This window comes from Streptomyces sp. CB00455 (assembly GCF_001905445.1).
Taxonomy (GTDB): domain Bacteria; phylum Actinomycetota; class Actinomycetes; order Streptomycetales; family Streptomycetaceae; genus Streptomyces.
The window spans coordinates 31273-52961 of record NZ_LIVQ01000009.1 but is presented as its reverse complement, the minus strand read 5'-3'; the positions used below and the strand labels follow the sequence as shown (position 1 = coordinate 52961).

Sequence of the window (21689 nt, the reverse complement as noted above, 5' to 3'; positions counted from 1 at the left end):
GCGCCGCCGGACCCCGGCCCCGCTGGAGCACACCAGCGGCCGGGGTCCGGCGGCGCGAGGCGCGCCACCGTGACGAGCATCTCCCTCCCAAACGGCGCGAACGCTGGCACATTGGACACCATGACTGCCGCCAGCGCCTCCGCCGCCGCCCCTGCCCGAAACCTCGTCCGCACCGGGGGCCCCGGGGACGATACCTCCTGGCTGGAGCACGTGCTCGGCTGGACGCTCGTGGTCGTGGTCGCCATGCTCGTCACGCAGATCGGCTGGCTGTAAGCGCCCTCGTACCCCCGTCCCCGGCTCGTGCCCGCGGTGCCGCGCTTGCCCGCCGCGCCGCGCCCCGCGCGCCCGCACCCCATCCCCGGCTCGGCGCCCGCCCCGCCGCGTCCCGCGCGCCCGCCGCGAGGGGCGCCGCGTACCCGCTGTGCGAGGAGATCGCGGCACGCAGGTCTGCCGTACTGCCGGCATCCTCTCCTGCGACAGTGCGAAGCCGGGACCGCATGTGAACGATGGTGAACAACGCGGTGCGACCGAGCGACCGCAGGTCCGCAGGGCCGAACTCATGGCGAGCGGGCGCCAGTTGTCCGCCGGCTCTCGTACGGCGCGCTCTCCATGGACGGCATCGCCCAGCACGCGGGCGTCGCCAAGGGGCTGAACTCCTCCCACGTCACGAGCAAGCGCGGCTACCGCGCCGCCACCGTCGAGGACTCGGTCGCCCTCGGTCGCCGGGCTCGTCGCCCGCGCCGGCGAGGAAGTCGGGCTCCCGCCACCCAACGGGTCCGGCGCACCATCGACGGCTACCTCCACTACGCCGAGCACCACCAGGGCGCCGCGGACCCCACCGGCCGGCCCGGCCGCAGCGAGCTGGGGCCCTGCCCGTACGCCGGCTGCGCGCGACCCTGAGCGCCATCGAGGAGTTCGTCCCGAAGTGCCCCGCTCCGCCCGCCGCCGACTGGGGGACCGGCCGCCGGGCGATCTTGCACCGGTGACGGGAAGCCCCTGATCGGGCATACTCAACCCGCCGCAGCCACTGAAGAGGCCCTTCCGCGATCCGGGAGGGCACCATCGGCTGTGAGAGCACCGAGACCCGGCGTCGCGTCCCACACCTCACGCGCCGCCGCCGTGCCCGAACAGGGAGGAGAGCGCCGCCATGACAGACCGCGCCCCGCAGCCGGTGGACCGTCAGCTGCCCACCGAGGAGTCCCGGGACCTCCTCGCCCTCGTACGCGAGATCGCCCAGCGGGAGATCCGCCCCCGGGCCGCCGAGGAGGAGGACTCCGGCCGCTTCCCCCGCGAGGTCTTCACGCTCCTGTCCGAGTCCGGCCTGCTCGGCCTCCCCTACGACGGCGCCTTCGGCGGCGGGGACCAGCCGTACGAGGTATACCTCCAGGTCCTGGAGGAGCTGGCCGCGGCCCGTCTGACCGTCGGGCTCGGCGTGAGCGTGCACTCCCTGGCCTGTCACGGCCTGGCCGGCTACGGCTCCAAGGAGCAGCAGTCCGCCCACCTGCCCGCCATGCTCGGCGGCGGCCTGCTCGGCGCCTACTGCCTCTCCGAACCGGCCGCCGGCTCGGACGCGGCGTCCCTCACCACCAAGGCGGTGCGCGACGGCGAAGACTGGATCATCACCGGCACCAAGGCCTGGATCACCCATGGCGGAGTCGCCGACTTCTACACCGTCCTCGCCCGCACCGGCGCCGAGGGACCCAAGGGCATCACGGCCTTCCTGGTCCCCGGTGACGCGCAGGGCCTGAGCGCGGCCGTACCCGAGAAGAAGATGGGCATGAAGGGCTCTCCCACCGCCCAGCTCCACTTCGACGGGGTACGCGTCCCCGACTCGCGCCGCATCGGCGAGGAGGGGCAGGGCTTCACCATCGCCCTGGCCGCGCTGGACGCGGGGCGCCTGGGCATTGCCGCCTGCGCCATCGGCGTCGCGCAGGCGGCGCTGGACGAGGCCCTGTCGTACGCACGGGACCGCAAGCAGTTCGGACACCCGATCGCGGACTTCCAGGGGCTGCGCTTCATGCTGGCCGACATGGCCACCAAGATCGAGGCGGGCCGCGCGCTCTACCTCGCGGCGGCCCGGCTGCGCGACGCCGGCAAGCCGTTCGCCCGCCAGGCCGCGATGGCCAAGCTCTTCTGCACCGACGCCGCGATGGCGGTCACCACGGACGCCGTCCAGGTCCTCGGCGGCTACGGCTACACCGCGGACTTCCCCGTCGAGCGGCTGATGCGGGAGGCCAAGGTGCTCCAGATCGTCGAAGGCACCAACCAGATCCAGCGCATGGTGATCGCCCGGCACCTGGCCGGCCCGGAGACCCGCTAGGGCCGGGGCCGGGGCCGGGCTGCAGACGTGCCAGGGCCTGGGGCGGATCGCAGGCGCGGCAGGGCCTGGGCCGGCCGGTACCTCAGCTCCCGAAGAGCGGACCGGTGGGCCAGACCGGCGAGGAGCTGACCCGGGACCACTCGGGATCCCGCCGCCCCGGCACGGTCCGGCCGTCTTCCGCCCAACGGGCCATCAGCGCACGGTAGATGGGCGGATCAGGCTGCCGCGGAAGGTGCCCCTGCGGAACCGATTCTTTGTAACCGGAGGGCAACTGCCGCCGCCACCGCCCCGTCCGTGACACGAAAGTCTCCACCGGAGTGGTCATGCCGGACCAACGCCCCACGGGGGCGGGGAGTAACCACCGCCGTGGCCCGGGGATCCGTTCGAAGGGTGGAGGCTTCGGGGGCGGGGGTCTGTGCTGGACGGGGTCAGGGACAGTCGGGGTGGCTTCGGGTGGCGGGGTCTGTGCTGGTCGGCTTCGGGTGGTGCGGCGGTGGCTTCGGGGGTCGGGAGCCGGTCACTCGGCATCAGGGAAGGGTTGGGGGTTTCCCGTCAGTCTCATCGTCTCTCCGTGTCGGGCCGGGCCCTCAAGGGCGCTCCCTGCGGTCGCGTCGCTTCGCGATGGCCTTCGGCCACCCTTGACCGCCCGTCCCGCCCCGGACATACGAAGACTGCCGGGAACCCCCCAAAGGAACGGGCCGGGGGACAGAGAGACATACGGGGAGATCAGAGAGCCGACTGCCCGCTTCGGCGGCCACGTTCCCGCCCGGGGCCCATAGACAGGCGCGTCCAGGTCGGGGGGCAGGCATCAGATCGCTACACCCTTGCTCTCAACTCACGGACGCGGATCAATTGCCCGGGCCCAGGGGCTCCAGGGGCCTCCAAAATATGTCCGCTCCCTTGACCAGGGCTTGCCGTCGCCTCCGACCACGGTGATCGTGGTATGGAATGGGCCGAGCGGGTTGCCGACGTATTCACTTTCGATGAAAACCTGGCTCTGGGCGATTCCATTCAAGGTTTCCCAGGCGGTCCAGTGGCCATGTTTCGTGTAGCGTGTCCACACCGCTTTGTCTGTTCCGATGACAAACTGCTCCAGGGACCTGTCAGGGAGGGGCCTTTCGGTAATCCCGTACTCGCAGATATATGCGGACTCCCCCTCCCCGTAGCAGGTTGCCGCCTGGGCTGGTGTTGAACTCGTAGCGAGTCCCGCCGCGCCAACAACCGCGACAACGGCTGCGGCAGCACTGGCTTTCATCTTCTTCATGCTGGCTCTCATGTTCGGCCGACCCTTTCGCTGACGCCAGTGAATTCTGGGACCTGCAATTTTTGTGCATGCATTTCCATTACGCGGCCCGAAATGAGCGGCGTTAGTGCGCACTAGCGGTCGAAGGCCTGCACGCGCAACGACTTGACCACATTGTTGTGTGAAGTTGTATTCTCGTAGATGTTCGTGATCCAAGCATGTTCCGAGCAGCCCGGCCGAGTCTTATTGCCCGTCGGCAGGGGATTCTTGCAGTTATAACCGTGGATGCTCATGGACAGAATACCGCGGGCTGAAACCTTCCCGTCCATTCCGTACGTAAATACGGAGCCGCCACTGTCTCCCGAGCCGGCGAGGGTCCTGCCGGCCACTTGCTCCACTTTGTTCACATGCCGCACATAGCCAGTAGCCTCTGATTTGACATACTGGTCGACTTTAGTGACCTTTGCACCGCACATCTCGCCGAGAAGGGCCCCGTTGGCGCAGAGCAGCTCACCCTCGAAGGGGCGGCCCTCCGACATCACCTTCCGCCCACTGGGGTCAAGCCCTACTCCGTATCCGGTAAAGACCCAGTCCACCGCCCCGACCTCGGGAAATAGCTCGACGAGAGCAGAGTCGGGCGACTGCTGCACGTCGATAACCCTTCCAATGGGAGTGCCAACGGCGTTCGTGATGGTGTCGCCGACCCCATTGACGCAGTGTGCGGCTGTGATCATGTAGTAGCGGTTAGTCGCAGGAGAAAACGCGGAAAAGCCACTGCTGCATACCGCTTTGCCCCTGATGACCATCCCTCCCGCGACCTTTTTTCCTTCAAATGAACCGGTGTACCGTGCGCCATAGCCGATGTCGGCCGGAGTTTCCTCCTCGGTCACCTTGACAGGAATACCGCCGGAGAGGGATTTCGGAAGAGAATCAGTCCCCGCCTCGTCGCGCAGATTATTTCTGGCAGGCAGACCGGAGGAGTCGACGCCGATGGTCAGTGAATTGCCATCACTGCTTGGCCCGGCACTCGCGATCGGAGCCCCGCCCGCCGTGGCGCCCGACTCCATAATGGCGCGTGCCCGTTCGTCCAGCTCCTTGAATGTGTATGTGGACGCTGTGACGGCAACTCGGATCCCCTTTCCGCGGTGGGCGGTGATCAGACGGGAGATCGCCTGGGGAAGTTCGCCCTTCCAGCTGAGGGTGTATCCGGCGTCCTGCGTGGACAGCACGATGCCGGCGTACCCCGTGCCCGGGTCTTCCTGGGCTGTCCGGTAGATCTCGTTGGCGGCTTCGGAGATCGGAGCCTGACCTCCCATGCCGGCATTCTGAGCCGTCATCGCAGTGCGCAACCCGACCGGCGCGGAAACCGGACCCTCTTCAGCGCGTGCCAGGTTAGGCAGGACGAGCAGGGACCCGGAAAGGGCGAGTGAGAGCCCCAGGGCCCTCTTCCCTCTGGAGATTTTGTACTTCACATTTCCGCCTTCGGATATGTATCAAGAGAATACGGTCGGCACAGGACGGCCGGGACGGGAGGATTCCCGTGCCGGCCGTTTCCTTGCTGCGGGCATGAGGCCGGCATATACCGACGTGAGCTGCCCTATGGGGCGCAGAGAGATCAGACTCCCACTCCCCGCTCACGCTTTGCTCACGTATTCCTGACGCGCCGCCCAGGCCGGCGCGTCCGCAGTGCCCGGGGCGGTGACCAGCGGGGGCACGTCGCGCAGGCGGGCCCCTTGAACCGGCAGCGAACACCACCGGCGTGGCCCGGACCATGCGCCGTCCCCGGCCCGGCGCGCGGACCGGCCTGCTGCCGTTCAGCCGGTGGAGTCCCCGGTTCCCCAAGGAGCGCAGCGACGCGCTGCGTGCTGCCGCCGTGCAGGGGCTGCCCGTCGGCCGCGCGCCAGGCGGCCGGGCCGCAGGCGACGGGTCAGGACCGCGTCGTGAGCCGCGCGACCGCCGCGTCGTACCGTCCCTGAAGTCCGGCATCCGCCGACACCCTCAGCAGCACACCGAGCACCCGTACCGCCCCGTCCTCGTAGCCGCACGCCTCCGCCTCCCGGGCCGCCCGGTCGAGCTGCCGGATGCCCTCGGCCTCGTCCCCGAGCCCCAGCAGCGCCTCTCCCTTCACCTGGAGCAGCAGGATCCGGGGCACGTCGGCGGCGCCGGGTCGGTCGTCGAAGGCGAGGGCCTCGGTTGCGGTGTCGAGGGCCTGGCGCCATTTCCCGGCGTCGGCCCGGTGCCGGGCGAGGTGCTGGAGGGCCAGTCGCTCGGTGGTCCGGTTGCCGGTCGTGCGCGCCAGTTCCACCGCGCGCTCGCATCCTTGCGCAGCCTTGTCCGGGCCGCCGAGCGCTGCTTGCGCTACGGCCAGGACGATCAGCGCGTTCGCCTCGGCTACCGGGTCGCCGGCCCGGGCGGCCAGCGCGGAGGCGGCTCCCAGGCGGGTCTGCGCCTCTGCGATGCGCCCTTCCTCGATCAGCACCCAGCCGAGCACGTTCAGCACCCGCGCCTCACCGTGCGCATCGGCGTCGGCCCGTGCCGCCGCGAGCGCGGTCTCCAGGAGCGGGACCCAGCCGTCCCGCACGCGCCACACGATCAGCGGCCACAGTGTCAGGACGATCCGCCAGGTCCTGCCGTGCAGTCCGGCGGCGTGTGCCGCGGCCACTGCCAGCGTGAGGTCGTCCCGCTCGGCGGCGTACCAGGCCACGGCGGCGGACCGGTCGCCGAACTCCTGCACGGCGGCGGGCGGCAGATAGTCCGCCGGCGGCGGGAAGTCCCCTTCGTTGCCGGGCTCGGCTGCCGCCATGGCCGCGAGGGCCGTGGCGATGTAGTGGTCGAGCAGACGCTTGAGCGCGTGGGGCCCGGCGTCCAGACTCCGCGCATAGAGCCGTACGAGATCGTGCAGCGTCCAGCGGCCGGACGCCGTCTCCGTGGCCAGGTGCGCGGCGGCCAGGTGCTCCAGGCAACTTTCGGCGGCCGCCGGATTCGTGCCGGCCAGGGCCGCCGCCGTATACCGGTCGACGTGCGTGCCGGGATGGCGGCCGAGATGGGCGAACTGATGCGACACGTCCCAAGGGAGCTGTTGCAGCGTCAGGTGCAGCGCCGCCCGCACGCCGGTGTCCTCCACGTCCAGCAAGCCCAGCCGGCCCGTTTCGTCGGACAGCTCGTCGGCCATCGCGCCCAGCGGCCAGCCGGGCCGTTGCGCCAGCCTGGCGGCGGTCACCCGCAGCGCGAGCGGCAGCCCGCCGCACAACTCGGCCAGCCGGCGCGCGGCCTCCGGCTCTGCGCGCACCCGGTCCGTGCCGAGCACCCCGGCCAGGAGCATCGTGCCGTCCTGCGGCCCGAGCACATCCACGGCAACAGGCCGGGCAGCATCGGTGACGATCAGCCCCGGCAGCCGGTGTCTGCTGGTGACGACGGTGACGCAGCGGCGGCCGCCCGGCAGGAGCGGCCGGACCTGCCCGGAATCCCGCGCGTTGTCGAGCACCACGAGCAGCTGGCGGTCGGCAGCCAGCGACCGAAACAACGCGGCCGCACCGTTCGCCGACTCCGGTATCCGGTTCTGCGCGACACCCAGCGCCAGCAGGAACTCGCGCAGCACCTCCACGAGGGGCGGCTCGCCCGTGTCACCGAACCCGCGCAGGTCGGCGTAGAGCCGCCCGTCGGGGAAACCGGCGCGGCCTCGGTGTGCCCAGTGCAGCGCCAGGGCCGTCTTCCCCACCCCGGCCGGCCCGGTGACCAGACAGATCGCCGCCTCACCTTCGGCGGCCTGGGACAAGGCGACGAGCTCCGCCGCCCGCCCGTGGAAGCCACGCGGCGCGCGCGGCAGCAGATCGGGCACACCAGGCCGAGCGGCGACATCCGGTACGGCGGCAGGAAGTGCAACGTCCGTCATGGTGACCGGGCAAGGAAGCCGAACCGCGGCGGCCTTCGTCCTGTCCCCTGCGGTGGCCTGCGCCACGTCACCTTCCGCACCGTGCAAGGCCGCAGTATAGGCATCCGCCAGTTCCCGGCCCGGATCCACACCCAGCTCGTCGGCGAGCAACCGCCGCGTGCGATGAAACCAGTCAAGGGCCTCCGAACGACGGCCTGCCCTGTGGAGCGCCCCCATGAGCGCAGCGGACAGCGATTCACGCAGCGGATAGGCAACCGTCTCCGCACGCAGGACCGCGACCGCCCCGGCATGTTCGCCCAACCGCGCGTACCGCGCCGCCAGCTGCTCCACCGCCGCCAGCCGCACCTCCTCCAACGCCTGCGCCGCGGCCAGCAGCGGCGGGCTCGCGCAGACATCGGCCAGCGCAGGCCCCTGCCACAGCGACAACGCCTCCCGGTACATCGCCACCGCCTCACCCGGGCCACGCTGCCCACGGGCCCCAGCCACCAGCTCCTCGAAACGGTGCACGTCCAGCAAGGCCCTGGGCATTCGCAGGACGTACCCCCCGCCCTGGGTCACCAACTGCACGCCATGCGCCCGGGCGCCAGCACCCGTCAGCAACTCCCGCAATTGCGATACATGCCCCTGAATGACACCGCGGGCGCGCGCCGGCGGCTCCTGTTCCCATAACGCAGCCATCAGGTGCTCAACCTGCACCGGGCAATTGGGCCGCAGTAGCAAGGCGGCCAGCAGACTGCGCCGTTTGACAGGGCCGAGCGACAGACCACCGGCCTCGGTGACAACTGACACCGCTCCGAGCAACCGGAACTCCATCTACCCAATGCCTCCCAGCAAAAGACCTCAGAATAACGCCACGGCCCCCCCACCCTCAAGCACCCGCCATCCAGCGCTGCATGCCGCATCCGACCATGCCAAGCCCGACCACCTGCCCCTTGGCGCCCCGCGAGACCGCGCCGTGGCCTACGGCAGGCCTCATGAGCCCCACGGACAGCGCGGCGGCACAGAACGCCTTGTTCTGGGCCGCACTGGCGAGCGGGGCAACGACTATGTCGTCGCGGTCCGCTGGAATCTCATGGCCCATCCGGCCGATGCCGTGCCGACGGCCCCGGCGCAGCCGGGCACCGGCAGCAGGGCCCAGCCCCACTATCGGACCGAGCCCCAGTCGATGTGCGGGCTTGGGGAAGCCGTTGCTGGGCGAGGAAGGCGTGGGCGGCCGTGACGGGGACTATGGGTTCATCCCCGTGGATGTGGGGAGCAGTCTTGCTGACCAGCCACTTTAGGCTGGCAGAAGTCTGTCTGAACCACTGTCACTTAAACCGGCACATCGGAAAAGCGCACGGCAGGCCATAACCCGGCCGGGCAACCACACTCGAAGTCACGCCCACCATGCTCGATAGAGCAACAGCTACTAAGCCGCCCACGGCTGTCACCTGTTTCTCTTTGCCCGCGACAGCGGCTAGTTGGAGGCGGGAAAAAGCAAAGGAAAGTGCCGAGAGGCCGGGGGAGTGGGGCGGCGAGGAGCGGGAGGGGCGCTTGAGCGCGCTTCCGTCGGCTCAGCGAGCCCTGCCGGAGCCTGACGCTGAACTTTCCAACGCCACACTCCACCAACCGGCTTTCCCGGCCCCAACCAGGCGCCAAACAAGGACAAAATACCCGCAGTCGCCGTCCCGGAGATGTGCGTAGCGATCCGAGGCGGCTTATGCCCGGCCACAAGCAGGTGGCAGCCGCCAAACAGGAGACGTCTGTAGCGATCTGAGGCGGCTCATGCCCAGCCACAAGCGAGTGGCAGTCGCTGAGCTGAGAGCAAGTGTGTAGCGATCGGATGCGCCCCCCGACCCGGAGCGGCCTGCCTATCGGCCCGGGCCGGAACATGCCCGCCGAAGCGGGCAGTCGGCTCTCTGATCTCCCCGGTCCCCGTGTCTATGTCTTACAGCCGGCCCGTTCCTTTGGGGGGTTCCCGGCAGTCTTCGTATGTCCGGGGCGGGAGGGGCGGTCACGGCCACCGTTCCGCGCCCGCGCACCTCCACCCGGGAGCCCGGGGAGCTCGGCCGGCGGCTCGCCGTCTGGCTGGACACCCGGCTTCCCGGGGCGCGGGTCAGCAACATCTCCGTGCCCGCGTCCAACGGCATGTCCAGCGAGACCCTGCTCTTCGACATAGACCATCCCGACACCCCGTTGCGCGCCTGCGCGCTGCGCCTCGCCGCCGACCCGGCCGCCCACACCGTCTTCCCCTCCTATGACATGCCCCGCCAGCACCGGGTGATGAGCCTGGTGGCCCGGCACACCGACGTGCCCGTCCCGCGCGTGCAGTGGCTGGAGGAGGACCCGGAGCCGCTGGGGGCGCCGTTCTTCGTGATGGCCCGCGCCGAGGGCCGGGTCCCGCCCGACGTCATGCCCTACACCTACGAGGGCAACTGGCTCCACGACGCCACCGATGCCGAGCGCGCCGCGCTCCAGGAGGCCAGCATCGGCCTGCTGGCCCGGCTGCACGACCAGTTTCCCGCCGCGGAGGCGCGGTTCCTGCTCCCGGAGGGCGAGGGCAGTGCGCTGCGCCGGCACGTGGACGCCCAGCGCGCCTACTACGCCTGGGTGGTGGACGGGATCGCCCCCTCCCCGCTCATCGAGCGGGCGTTCGCCCGGCTGGAGGAGCTGTGGCCGCAGGACGAGGGCCCGGCGGTCCTCAACTGGGGTGACGCCCGCATCGGCAATGTCGTCTACGACGGCTTCACGCCCGTCGCCGTCCTGGACTGGGAGATGGCGGCCTGCGCCCCGCGCGAGGTGGACCTCGGCTGGACGGTCTACCTCCACCGGTTCTTCCAGGACCTCACCGTCGGCTTCGGACAGCGCGGCCTGCCGGACTTCCTGCGCCGCGAGGACCTGGAGTGCCGGTACGCCGAACTCACCGGGCACACCCCGCGGGACATGGAGTTCCACACCCTCTACGCGGCGCTGCGGCACGCGATGGTGATGCTGCGCATCGCCTGCCGGCAGGCGCACTTCGGCGAGAGCGCGAGCCCCGCAGTCGCCGGCGATACGGACGGCCTGATCCTGCACCACGCCAGTCTGGCCGCCATGGTGCAGGGAACGTACTGGTAGCCGGGCGGGTCAGGCCGCCTGCGCGTGCTGCCGGCGCGTCTGCGGCAGCAAGGGGCTCACGACGCGCACCGGACGCGAGCCCGGACCGCCGACGTGCGAGAAGGGCTGCGTCCGCCAGTCGAGCCCCTGGGGCAGGCTCAGGAGCACCACGGGCTCCAACTCCTGCACCGTCACGGGCTGGATCGCGCCGACGGTGGGCAGCGCGTCGCCGACGGGCCGCCCGGTGCCGGCGCACACGGTCAGGCCGAAGGGGTTCCACGGGGTCAGGCAGAGCGCGTGCTGGGGCAGGTACTCCTCGTCGGCGACGAGGGCGATCGACTGCCCGCAATCGGGGCAGACCGCGTGGTGGATCTCGAAGCCCTCGCCGTCGTCGAGGTATTCGGCGTACTCGGCGTACGCGCCTTCCCCGGCGTCGAGCGGTTCGAGTGGCTCCGGTTCGGTGCGACCGGCGCGCTTGGTGTTCAGCATGGATGTACTCCCCCTCGGGTGGGCCGGGCGGGCAGGTTCTGCGGCCTCGGCCACACCAAGCACTTCCCGTCGCGCGGCACGAGTAACCACAACAGCCGTCCGTACGCCTGCATACCCCTGTGGCCTTGGTCACATGCCCGCCGCAGATGCCGCCAGTGGGTGGACAGCACTGTGCCTGGAGTGCCGTTGGGCCGTAGGTTGAGCGGCTATGAGCGCAATGGAGGAGCTGGACCGCCAGATCGTGGATCTGCTCGTGCGGGACGGGCGGATGAGCTACACGGACCTCGGCAAGGCCACCGGGCTGTCCACGTCGGCGGTCCACCAGCGAGTACGCCGCCTGGAACAGCGCGGTGTGATCCGCGGCTACGCCGCCGTGGTCGACCCCGAGGCCGTCGGCCTGCCGCTGACGGCCTTCATCTCGGTCAAGCCGTTCGACCCCAGCGCCCCGGACGACATCGCCGACCGGCTGGCCGGGGTGCCCGAGATCGAGGCATGCCACAGCGTCGCGGGCGACGAGAACTACATCCTCAAGGTCCGCGTCGCGACCCCGCTGGAGCTGGAGGACCTCCTGGGCCGCCTGCGGGCCCTCGCGCACGTCGCGACGCGCACCACGGTGGTCCTGTCCACCCCCTACGAGGCCCGCCCGCCCCGCGTGTAGCGGCCCGGGGGACCCGCCGGTCATCCGGTGCGGGGCGACGCGGGAGACTGGTCACCATGACTGACCGCACCGCCCACTCCGCCGACGCCGCCGGAGCACCGACAAGGACCGTCCTGCTGCGCGGGGGCGAGGTACACAGCCCCGCCGATCCCTTCGCCACCGCCATGGTGGTGGAGCGCGGACACATCGCGTGGGTCGGCTCCGAGGGCGCCGCCGACGCCTTCGCGCCGGGCGTGGACGAGGTCGTCGACCTCGGCGGGGCGCTCGTCACCCCCGCCTTCACCGACGCGCACGTCCACACCACCTCCGCCGGCCTCGCCCTCACCGGCCTGGACCTCTCCGCGGCGCCCTCCCTCTCTGCGGCCCTGGACCTGGTACGCGCCCACGCCGCCGGCCGGCCCGGCGACCGGGTACTCCTCGGCCACGGCTGGGACGCCTCCCGCTGGCCCGAACGCCGGGCGCCGCGCCGCGCCGAGCTCGACGAGGCAGCGGGCGGCCGTCCGCTCTACCTCAGCCGGATCGACGTGCATTCGGCCGTCGTCACCACCGCCCTGCTGGACCTGGTCCCGGGCGTGGGCGCCGACGGCGACGAGCCGCTGACCCGCGACGCCCACCACGCCGTGCGCGCCGCCGCCCTGGCGGCCGTGACCCCGGCCCAGCGCGCCGAGGCCCAGCGGGCCGCCCTGGACCGGGCGGCCTCGCTCGGCATCGGGTCCGTCCACGAGTGCGGCGGGCCGGCCATCTCCTCCGCCGAGGACTTCACCGCGTTGCTGGCGCTGGCCGCCGAGCGGCCGGGGCCCCGCGTCTTCGGGTACTGGGCCGACCGGGACCTCGGCCAGGCGGCGGCGCTCGGGGCCGTGGGCGCGGCGGGCGACCTCTTCGTCGACGGCGCGCTCGGCTCGCACACCGCCTGCCTGCACGCCCCGTACGCCGACGCCGCGCACACCGGCACGGGGTATCTGGACGCGGGGGACGTCGCCGGGCACGTCGCCGCCTGCACCGAGGCGGGCCTCCAGGCCGGCTTCCACGCCATCGGCGACGCGGCCCTCACCGCCGTCGTGGAGGGCGTCCGCGCGGCCGCGGAGAAGGTCGGCCTGGCGCGGGTGCGCGCGGCCCGGCACCGCGTGGAGCACGCCGAGATGATGACGCCCGCCACGATCGCCGCCTTCGCCGAGCTCGGCCTCACCGCCTCCGTGCAGCCCGCCTTCGACGCGGCCTGGGGAGGCGAGGACGGCATGTACGCCGACCGGCTCGGCGCGGAGCGGGCACGCACCCTCAATCCGTACGCGGCCATGCTCAAGGCCGGTGTTCCGCTGGCCTTCGGCTCGGACGCGCCCGTCACGCCGCTCGACCCCTGGGGTACCGTCCGGGCGGCCGCCTTCCACCGGACCCCCGAGCACCGGATCTCCGTACGCGCCGCCTTCACCGCTCACACCCGGGGCGGCTGGCGGGCGCTGGGCCGCGACGACGCGGGCGTCCTGGTGCCCGGCGCTCCGGCCGACTACGCGGTCTGGGAGACCGCCGAGCTGGTCGTCCAGGCCCCCGACGACCGGGTCGCCCGCTGGTCCACCGACCCCCGCTCCGGGACCCCGGGGCTGCCCGACCTGAGCCCCGGTGCGGCCCTTCCGGTGTGCCTGTCCACCGTCGTCGGCGGGCGGGAGGTATTCGTACGCCCACAGGGGTGATCCGGCGGGCCTCGGTTCGGTGCGGGCGCCCGGACCCGGATAGGTTCGGCCGGGTCCACCACAGGACGTCCGTGCCGGACGGATCCGTCCGCTCAGCGCGCCCGCGCCTCGGGGGCGGGGGAAGGTTTCGCCGGTGGGGGCGCGTTCCCGGCGGGAGCCGGGGGAGGGTGGCCCCGGTTCGGGGCCCGGCGGTCCAGTAGACAACGGTCACGGCGACCCGCAGCCAGCGGGAGTCCGACCGGCCCGAAGGACCGCTGGCCCCGAGCACTGTTCTAAAGTCATGTCCTGCGACCAGACGTACAGGACGTGCAAGAGCACAAAAGGGGACTCAGTGAGCGACGGCGGACAGCGGACCTACGGCCCGCTCGGTACGGCCTTGGTGATCATTCCGACCTACAACGAGGCGGAGAACATCGGGCTGATCGTCGGGCGGGTCCGCGCGGCGGTCCCGGACGCCCACGTCCTCGTCGCCGACGACAACAGCCCCGACGGGACGGGCAAGCTCGCCGACGAGCTGGCGGCCGGTGACGACCACGTGCACGTCCTGCACCGCAAGGGCAAGGAGGGGCTCGGCGCCGCCTACCTGGCGGGTTTCGTGTGGGCCCTGGAGGCGGGCTACGGCGTGATCGTCGAGATGGACGCCGACGGCTCCCACCAGCCGGAGGAGCTGCCCCGCCTGCTGACCGCGCTGGCCGGCGCCGACCTGGTCCTGGGGTCCCGCTGGGTGCCGGGCGGCCGCGTCGTGAACTGGCCCAAGAGCCGGGAGATCCTCTCGCGCGGCGGTTCGACGTACTCCCGGCTGATGCTGGACGTCCCGATCCGCGACGTGACGGGCGGCTACCGGGCCTTTCGCCGCGAGACCCTGGAGGGGCTCGGCCTGGACGAGGTGGCCTCGGCGGGCTACTGCTTCCAGGTCGACCTGGCGCGCAGGGCCGTGCAGAAGGGCTTCCGCGTGGTGGAGGTGCCGATCACGTTCGTCGAGCGTGAGTTCGGCGACAGCAAGATGAGCAAGGACATCGTGGTGGAGGCCCTGTGGCGGGTCACCCAGTGGGGCCTGAAGGCCCAGGCGGCCAAGTTGCTGCCGGGCCGGGGCGACGACGCGCCCCGGGACTCCGGCCGGGCCTGACCGCCCGGACACCCGAGGGGATGTCCGGTACCTCCGGCTGAGGCTGCTTTTACACCGGGCCGGGCACACTGGGGGTATGACGACCGGCGCTCCCACCCAGACGGCCCCCCGGCGGCGCTCACCCGCCCGTACGATCCTTCCCCTGGCAGTCGCCGCCTGGCTGATCCTGGAGATCTGGCTGCTCAGCCTGGTCGCCGGAGCGGCCGGCGGGCTCACCGTCGCCGCGTTGCTGGCGGGCGGGATGGTCCTGGGCGTGGTGGTCGTCAAGCGGGCCGGGCGGCGCGCCTTCAAGAACCTCGCGGACACCTTCCAGCAGGCCCAGCAGGGCCGGCAGCCCACGCCGCAGGAGCCCGGCCGGGGCAACGGGCTCACCATGCTGGCGGGCCTGCTCCTGATCGTGCCGGGGCTGCTCTCGGACGTCGCGGGGCTGCTGTGCCTGCTCCCGCCCGTCCGGGCGTGGATCGGCCGCCGGGCCGCCCGCTCGCTGGACCGGAAGATGGCCTCGGCCCCCGCGGGCTCCTTCGGGGGCGTCCTGCGGCAGGCCCGTATCCATCAGCCCGACGGCAAGGTCGTGCAGGGCGAGGTCATCCGCGGGGACGGGCCGGGGCAGCACCCCGGGCCGGACGCGGCGTACCGCCCCCCGCTCACCCCGTAACCGGGACCGCGTCCGTCCGGCTGAGCCGGGCGGACGCGACACGCCTGCGTCCCGAAGCCGCGACACGTCTGCGTACCAAAGCCGAGGGGCCCCGCCACACTGTGGCGGGGCCCCTCGGCTTGTATCTGCGTCCGGGTGTCAGGCGGACTTGCGGCTGTCCCGCGGATGCACGGCAATGTTCATGGCGCCGGAACGGAGGACCGCGAGCCTTTCGGCCAGCACTTCCTCCAGCTCCTCGCGGGTGCGTCGCTCCATGAGCATGTCCCAGTGCGTTCGCGCAGGCTTGCCCTTCTTCTCTTCGGGCCCGTCCCCGTCCACCAGGAGTGCCATGGCGCCGCACGCCTTGCACTCCCACTCCGGCGGAATGTCTGCCTCAACCGAGAACGGCATCTCAAATCGATGTCCGTTCTGGCATGCGTACTCCACCGCCTGGCGCGGGGCCAGATCGATGCCGCGGTCCGTCTCGTAGCTGGTCACCACGAGGCGCGTACCGCGGAGAGCTCGCTCACTCATGAATCGTGCCTCCCGGGCTTGTCGCCCACAGGACAGGTGTCGCTGTCGTCGTCATCCGGTCAACGTCCGGTCGGCGGTATAGATTCCCGCTCCGGGTCGTGCGTCGCCCGTCGTGCCGCCCCTTGTTGTACCCACCGGTGCCCGTTTTGTCACATCTGGCAGCAGATGTCACCCAACGTCTGCGCTTTTGGAACGCGCAGTAACGGTCCGGCTGGCAGGCCAAAGGCGTACACTACCGGCCCTTTGCTTCAACGTCTAAATTCGTTCGGAATTCGTTCGTGGATGCGAGCCGCGCGCGCCTGCGGACCCGTGTCAGATCCGCTCGGGTACAGGATTGCCTGCGGCCTCCACCGCGCGCCGCACCGGCACTCTGGCCAGCAGCACGAATCCCAGTGCGAAGAAGACCACCAGCGAGATGATGGCGTCCCGGTAGCTGCCCGTGACCTGGTACGTCAGGCCGAAGACCAGGGGTCCGACCCAGCTCAGCCCGCGGTCGCTCATCTCGTACGCGGAGAAGTACTCGGCCTCCTTGCCCGCCGGCACCAGGTGGGAGAACAGCGAGCGTGACAGCGCCTGGCTCCCGCCCAGCACCAGTCCGATCATCGCGGCCAGCGCGAAGAACCACGCCGGGGTCCGGGCCGGCAGGAAGTAGCCGGCCGCCAGCGTCACCCCCCAGGCCGCCAGCGAGCCGAGGATCGTCCGCTTGGCGCCGTAGGCGCGGGCCAGCCGCCCCATCCCCAGCGCGCCCGCCACGGCCAGGACCTGCACCAGCAGCACGGCCCCGATCAGCGTGGACTGCTCCAGCTCCAACTCCTGCGAGCCGTAGACGGAGGCCTGGGAGATCACCGTCTGCACCCCGTCGTTGTAGATCAGGTAGGCCAGCAGGAACGACAGGGTCAGCGGGTAGCGCCGCATGTCCTTCAGCGTGGCGACGAGCTGCTTCCAGCCGCTCACGGCCGGACCCGCCTGCGGCGCCCGGGCCGCCGTCCGGTCGCGCAGCCGGCGCAGCGGCACCAGCGCGAAGGCCCCCCACCACACGCCCGCCGATGCCAGGCAGATCCGGACCGCCTCGCCCTCGGTCAGGCCGAAGGAGTCGTGGCCCAGGTAGAGGACCAGGTTCAGCACGAGCATCAGCGAACCCGCGGTGTAGCCGAAGGCCCAGCCCCGGGAGGAGACGGTGTCGCGCTCGTCCGGCGTGGAGATCTGCGGCAGGTAGGCGTTGTAGACCACCATCGAGACCGACAGCGAGGCGTTGGCCACGATCAGCAGGAGCCCGCCCAGCAGGTAGCGCTCACCCTCCAGGAAGAACATCCCGGCGGTCGCCGCGGCGCCGGTGTACGCGGCCACCGCGAGCAGCGGCTTCTTGCGGCCGGTCCGGTCGGCGAGCGCCCCGGCCAGCGGCATGATCAGCACGGCGAGGATCACCGAGGCCGAGACCGAGTAGGCGAAGAAGGAGCCGGCCCGCACGGGGACGCCCAGCGGGTGGACGAAACCCTCGGCATCGGCGGCGGCCTTGGCCACGGACGTCAGGTAGGGGCCGAGGAACACCGTGAGGACGCTCGCGGAGTACACCGAGACGGCGAAGTCGTAGAAGTACCAGCCCCGCTGCTCGCGCTTGCGGGCGGCCGCGGCCACGGCCGCCCCGGGCGCCGGTCTGCCGTCCCCGGCCCCCGGTTCCGCTTCGTCCGCCGTCCGCACACTCATCGGTGCCCCCTCGCTGGTCCCCGTACCGCGCGGCCCCCGGCGCCCGCGGCGGAACCAGCGGCCGCGTCAGGCCCAGGCCCCGCGCCGGTCCAGCACCGTGCGCAAGATGTCGATCCGGTCGGTCATGATGCCATCGACGCCCAGGTCGAGGAGAGCCTCCATGCGTTCCGGTTCGTTCACGGTCCAGACGTGCACCTGGAGGCCCCGGGCGTGGGCGGTCCGCACGAAGCGCCGGTCGACGACGCGGATGCCCGCCTGGGTCTCCGGGACCTGCGCCGCCACCGCCCCCACGCGCAGCGCGGCGGGGATCGCGTAGGAACGCAGCCGCAGGCCCACCACCCCGCGCACGCCGTACGAGGTCGCCAGCCTGGGCCCGGCGATCCTCTGGGCCCGGGCCACCCGGCCCTCGGAGAAGGAACCCACGCAGACCCGGTCCCAGACGCGGGTCCGCGCGACCAGGTCGATCAGCGGGTGCAGCGCCGACTCGGCCTTCACGTCGATGTTCCAGCGGGCGTCGGGGAACTCCTCCAGCAGGTCCTCGAACAGCGCCAGCGGCTCGGTGCCGCCCACCCGGGCCTCGCGGACCCGCTCCCAGGGCAGCTCGGAGATCCGGCCCCGCCCGTCGGTGATCCGGTCGAGCGTGGAGTCGTGGAAGGCCACGAGCCTGCCGTCGGCCGTGGCGTGCACATCGGTCTCGAAGTACCGGTAGCCCGTCCCGGCGGCCCGGCGGAAGGCGGCGGCGGTGTTCTCCAGCCCGTCCGCGGCCCCTCCCCGGTGCGCGAAGGGGATCGGAGCCGGGTGGTCCAGATAGGGGTGGCGAAGGCGTACGTGCGTCACAGCGGCAGTATCCCCCGCCCGCGGCGGACGCGGCGGTCGGGCGGGTGGACGGGGGACGGGCGGCGGCGGGCAAGACCGGAAGGCGCGGAGGTGGGGGGCGACGGCCCGGCCTGGTGCGGGTGGCCCGGCCCGTGACACCCTGGGTGCGCAGACTTCGATCCAATCCAGGTGCCGGGCCGCTCCGGCCGGGCCAATCCGACGAAGGTGGACCGGACGCAATGGCCGAATGGACCTCGGCGGTCGGTGCCGCTCAGCTCGCCCGCCTCATCGCCTCCCAGCAGGACCGGGCCCCCATCCCGGGCGGCTCCCGCAAGCCGCCCGCGTACCGCACCCTCGCCGACGGGATCCGCCTCCTCGTCCTCGAAGGCCGCGTACCGGTCGCCGCCCGGCTCCCCGCCGAGCGGGAACTGGCCGTCGCCCTCTCCCTGAGCCGCACCACCGTGGCCGCCGCCTACGAGGCCCTGCGCGGTGAGGGGTTCCTGGAGTCCCGCCGCGGCGCCGGCAGCTGGACCTCGGTACCGGCCGGGAACCCGCTGCCCGCCCGGGGCCTGGAGCCCCTGCCGCCGGAATCCCTCGGCTCGATGATCGACCTGGGCTGCGCCGCCCTGCCGGCCCCCGAGCCCTGGCTCACCAAGGCCGTACAAGGCGCCCTGGAGGAACTGCCCCCCTACGCGCACACCCACGGCGACTATCCCGCCGGCCTGCCCGCGCTGCGCCGGATGCTCGCCGACCGCTACACCGAACAGGGCATCCCGACCATGCCCGAGCAGATCATGGTCACCACCGGCGCGATGGGCGCGATCGACGCGATCTGCAGCCTCTTCGCCGGGCGCGGGGAGCGGATCGCCGTGGAGTCCCCCTCCTACGCGAACATCCTCCAGCTCATGCGCGCGGCCGGGGTGCGTCTGGTACCCGTCGCGATGGCGCAGGGGCTGACCGGGTGGGACATGGACGTCTGGCGGCAGGTGCTGCGCGACTCCGCCCCCCGCCTCGCCTATGTCGTCGCCGACTTCCACAACCCGACCGGCGCGCTGGCCTCGCAGGAGCAGCGCCGGGCCATGGTGGAGGCCGCCCGGTCGGCGGGCACGGTCCTGGTCGTGGACGAGACCATGCTGGAACTCCAGCTGGACCCGGATCCGGCGATGCCCCGACCGGTCTGCTCCTTCGACCCGGCCGGGAGCACCGTGGTCACCGTGGGCTCCGCCAGCAAGGCGTTCTGGGCCGGCATGCGCATCGGCTGGGTCCGCGCGGCCCCCGACGTGATCCGCAGCCTGGTCGCCGCCCGCGCCTACGCGGACCTGGGCACGCCGGTGCTGGAACAGCTGGCGGTCAACTGGCTGATGCGGACCGGAGGCTGGCAGGAAGCCGTCGGGATCCGCCGGGAGCAGGCCCGGGACAACCGGGACGCACTGGTCGCGGCGGTGCGCCGGCAGCTTCCCGACTGGGAGTTCGAGGTGCCCCGGGGCGGGCTGACCCTGTGGGCCCGGGCGGGCGGACTCTCGGGCTCGCGGCTGGCCGAGGTGGGGGAGCGGGTCGGCGTACGGGTCCCCTCGGGGCCCCGGTTCGGCGTCGACGGGGCCTTCGAGGGGTACGTCCGGCTGCCGTTCACCGTCGGCGGGCCGGTGGCCGAGGAGGCCGCCTCCCGGCTGGCCGCGGCCGCCGCGCTGGTCGGCACGGGGGCGGGCGGCAGCGGGGCGGAGCCGCCGCGCACCTTCGTGGCGTGAGACCGGCACCGGCCGGCACCGGGTGAGTGTCGCCGGCGCCCGCCCGGCCGGACGCGGTGTGACGCGGAGTCGCGGGCGGGCGCCGGTCCCGCCGGATCAGGGGGCGCCGGGTCAGGGGGCGTCGGCCGGGACCTCGGGGACCTCCGACGCGTCGGCGTCCGGGCCCTGGGCCTGGGCCGGGGGGCCGTGGTGCGCTTTGGCCAGGGCGGGGCGGTCCTTCCCGCCGGCGGGCTGCTGCCGCTCGGGCAGCAGCCCCAGCACGGCCTGGCGGTACGCCGGGTGTGCGGCGTCGTCGTACGGGTCCGGGGTGGCGGGCACCTGGAGCCGGTGGACGGGACCCGAGCCGAGCCGGGCGTACCCGCGGCCCGGCGGCACCTGTGAGGGCGCGGTGGTGTGCGGCGCCGCGCCCAGGACGTCGCAGACCTGCTGGACCGCGGCGGCCCCGAGGACGACGCGGGCCCGGGTGTGCTGCCAGACGGCGTCGTGCAACAGCTCCAGATGGTCGAACTGCTCGGCGACCACCACCGTGATGTGCGCGGCCCGGCCGTGGCGCAGCGGCACCTGTAGCCGGCCGAGCGGATCGGGTGCGCCCTCGGCGGCCGCGAGGTGGGCCAGCACGCTCGGCCGGTCCAGCAGGATCCACAGGGGGCGCCGCGTGTCCTTTGGTGCGGGGAGCCCCGCTTCGCGGGCCCGGTGCGCGGCGACCAGGCGCCGCTCGGTCTCCTGCGCGGCCCACTCCAGTGTGGCCTGCGCGCCGGCCGGGCCGCATTCCACGGCCAGGACGCCGGTGCGGCCGGTCAGACAGGAGTACTCGCCGCTGCCGCCGCCCTCGACGACCATGACCTCGCCCCCGTGGCGCAGCGCCTGGAGAGCGACGGAGCGCAGCAGGGTGGAGGTGCCGCTGCCGGGCTGGCCGACGGCCAGCAGGTGGGGTTCGGTGGAGCGCGGTCCGGTGCGCCAGATCACCGGCGGGACGTCCCGGGGCTCGTCGCCCTCCAGGACGGGCAGGGTGCGTGCGACGCCGCGGGCGTCGGTGAAGCCGAGGACGGTCTCGCCGGGGGAAGTGACGAAGGGCTGGGCGGCGATGCCCGTCGGCAGCGCCGCCAGCACACTGAGGTCGAGCTGGTTGCCCTCCTCGTCCCAGTCGAAGAGGTACTCCCGTCCGCGCCCGGACTTGGCGTGGAGCAGCGCCTCGATCCGGGCCCGCGAGGTGGCCTCGCCGTCCGTGAAGTAGGCCGGGTAGCGGATGTGGAGCCGGGTGACGCGGCCCGCCCCGTCGAACTCGTAACCGCTGAAGGCCCGGTCCCAGTTCCCGCCGTGGGCGAAGAGGGGGTTCGGGTCCTCCGGGAGGGAGAAGTACGGCACGAGGGCTTCGTAGAGGGAGCCGAGCCGTTCGGCCTCGGCGTCGCCGGGTCCGGTCTTCGCCGGTGTGCGGTCGCGCCCCTGCCAGGCCGCTGCCGCCATGACCGTGATCAAAGTGACGAGCGGGCCGTAGGGGACGAGGACGAGCACGAGGACGCCGGCGGCCCCCAGGAACAGCGCGGGACCACGCTTGTCCTTGGGGGTGTCGGACCATCTGCGCCGCCCGGCCGAGGCCAGGATGCGCAGGCCGCGCCCGATGGTGAGGAGCGGATGGAGGACGTCCGTGGCGCTGTCGGCGGCCGTGCGAGCGAAGTCGCGGCCCCGGGCCAGCGACGCGGTGCCGCTGCTGAGGATGCGGGGGAGTGGGCGCCGGGCCACGGGCGTCTCCTGGAGTTGTGGAGGTTCG

General features: G+C 72.3%; 17 protein-coding genes. 9 read left to right on the top strand and 8 right to left on the bottom strand.

What is annotated here, in order from left to right:
- The first annotated feature begins 120 nt into the window (after nucleotides 1-120).
- The 3 genes from AMK16_RS35465 (at nucleotide 121) to AMK16_RS28660 (ending at nucleotide 2320) form a co-directional block, all read left to right on the top strand.
- Nucleotides 121-273 (top strand): SCO1431 family membrane protein, encoded by a 153-nt coding sequence (locus AMK16_RS35465; protein WP_107417284.1) that lies wholly within the window; start codon nucleotides 121-123, stop codon nucleotides 271-273.
- Between the two features lie 336 nt (nucleotides 274-609).
- The gene (locus tag AMK16_RS28665; RefSeq protein ID WP_073920231.1) at nucleotides 610-900 is read left to right on the top strand and encodes a hypothetical protein; all 291 of its coding nucleotides are present in this window, start codon (nucleotides 610-612) and stop codon (nucleotides 898-900) included.
- A gap of 247 nt (nucleotides 901-1147) precedes the next feature.
- Nucleotides 1148-2320, top strand: coding sequence for an acyl-CoA dehydrogenase family protein (locus AMK16_RS28660; RefSeq protein WP_073920230.1), 1173 nt, complete (start codon nucleotides 1148-1150; stop codon nucleotides 2318-2320).
- An 835-nt stretch (nucleotides 2321-3155) separates the two neighbouring features.
- Here AMK16_RS28660 and AMK16_RS36010 read toward each other — a convergent pair.
- From AMK16_RS36010 to AMK16_RS28645, 3 genes are all read right to left on the bottom strand, one after another.
- Nucleotides 3156-3584 carry a hypothetical protein gene (locus tag AMK16_RS36010; RefSeq protein WP_143196910.1) on the bottom strand — a complete coding sequence of 143 codons (429 nt, stop codon included), beginning with the start codon at nucleotides 3582-3584 and terminating at the stop codon, nucleotides 3156-3158.
- Between the two features lie 113 nt (nucleotides 3585-3697).
- Nucleotides 3698-5035, bottom strand: coding sequence for a hypothetical protein (locus tag AMK16_RS28650; RefSeq protein WP_143196909.1), 1338 nt, complete (start codon nucleotides 5033-5035; stop codon nucleotides 3698-3700).
- Between the two features lie 455 nt (nucleotides 5036-5490).
- Nucleotides 5491-8268, bottom strand: coding sequence for an AfsR/SARP family transcriptional regulator (locus tag AMK16_RS28645; protein WP_073920228.1), 2778 nt, complete (start codon nucleotides 8266-8268; stop codon nucleotides 5491-5493).
- 1158 nt (nucleotides 8269-9426) lie between these two features.
- Between AMK16_RS28645 and AMK16_RS28635 the strand changes: the two genes are divergently transcribed.
- Entirely contained in the window at nucleotides 9427-10551 is a 1125-nt protein-coding gene (locus AMK16_RS28635) for a phosphotransferase family protein (protein ID WP_073920226.1), read from the top strand.
- Between the two features lie 9 nt (nucleotides 10552-10560).
- Here AMK16_RS28635 and AMK16_RS28630 read toward each other — a convergent pair whose 3' ends face one another.
- Nucleotides 10561-11019, bottom strand: a complete 459-nt coding sequence (locus tag AMK16_RS28630) for a hypothetical protein (protein ID WP_073920225.1) — start codon at nucleotides 11017-11019, stop codon at nucleotides 10561-10563.
- A gap of 217 nt (nucleotides 11020-11236) precedes the next feature.
- On the opposite strand from AMK16_RS28630, the gene AMK16_RS28625 reads away from it, so the two are divergent.
- The 4 genes from AMK16_RS28625 to fxsA all read left to right on the top strand — a co-directional run bounded on the left by AMK16_RS28625 (nucleotide 11237) and on the right by fxsA (nucleotide 15143).
- A complete protein-coding gene (locus tag AMK16_RS28625) occupies nucleotides 11237-11677 on the top strand; it encodes an Lrp/AsnC family transcriptional regulator (protein WP_030030904.1) in 441 nt (146 codons plus the stop codon).
- Between the two features lie 56 nt (nucleotides 11678-11733).
- A complete protein-coding gene (locus tag AMK16_RS28620; protein WP_073920224.1) occupies nucleotides 11734-13362 on the top strand; it encodes an amidohydrolase in 1629 nt (542 codons plus the stop codon).
- 331 nt (nucleotides 13363-13693) lie between these two features.
- A complete protein-coding gene (locus tag AMK16_RS28615) occupies nucleotides 13694-14488 on the top strand; it encodes a polyprenol monophosphomannose synthase (protein WP_073920223.1) in 795 nt (264 codons plus the stop codon).
- A 76-nt stretch (nucleotides 14489-14564) separates the two neighbouring features.
- Nucleotides 14565-15143, top strand: coding sequence for an FxsA family membrane protein (gene fxsA, locus AMK16_RS28610; RefSeq protein WP_073920222.1), 579 nt, complete (start codon nucleotides 14565-14567; stop codon nucleotides 15141-15143).
- A gap of 138 nt (nucleotides 15144-15281) precedes the next feature.
- Here the strand turns inward: fxsA and AMK16_RS28605 are convergent, their stop codons facing one another.
- The 3 genes from AMK16_RS28605 to AMK16_RS28595 all read right to left on the bottom strand — a co-directional run bounded on the left by AMK16_RS28605 (nucleotide 15282) and on the right by AMK16_RS28595 (nucleotide 18197).
- Nucleotides 15282-15656 carry an RNA polymerase-binding protein RbpA gene (locus tag AMK16_RS28605; protein ID WP_031146696.1) on the bottom strand — a complete coding sequence of 125 codons (375 nt, stop codon included), beginning with the start codon at nucleotides 15654-15656 and terminating at the stop codon, nucleotides 15282-15284.
- Nucleotides 15657-15968: 312 nt separating this feature from the next.
- On the bottom strand, nucleotides 15969-17360 hold the full coding sequence (locus AMK16_RS28600; protein ID WP_199885637.1) for an MFS transporter: 1392 nt from the start codon (nucleotides 17358-17360) through the stop codon (nucleotides 15969-15971).
- Nucleotides 17361-17426: 66 nt separating this feature from the next.
- The gene (locus AMK16_RS28595) at nucleotides 17427-18197 is read right to left on the bottom strand and encodes a glycerophosphodiester phosphodiesterase (protein ID WP_073920221.1); all 771 of its coding nucleotides are present in this window, start codon (nucleotides 18195-18197) and stop codon (nucleotides 17427-17429) included.
- A gap of 218 nt (nucleotides 18198-18415) precedes the next feature.
- Between AMK16_RS28595 and AMK16_RS28590 the strand changes: the two genes are divergently transcribed.
- Nucleotides 18416-19921: an SCO1417 family MocR-like transcription factor gene (locus tag AMK16_RS28590; RefSeq protein WP_073920220.1), complete on the top strand. Its 1506-nt coding sequence runs from the start codon at nucleotides 18416-18418 to the stop codon at nucleotides 19919-19921.
- Between the two features lie 111 nt (nucleotides 19922-20032).
- Here AMK16_RS28590 and AMK16_RS28585 read toward each other — a convergent pair whose 3' ends face one another.
- Complete coding sequence (locus AMK16_RS28585; RefSeq protein WP_073920219.1) at nucleotides 20033-21661, bottom strand: hypothetical protein; 1629 nt, start codon at nucleotides 21659-21661, stop codon at nucleotides 20033-20035.
- Between the last annotated feature and the right edge of the window lie 28 nt (nucleotides 21662-21689).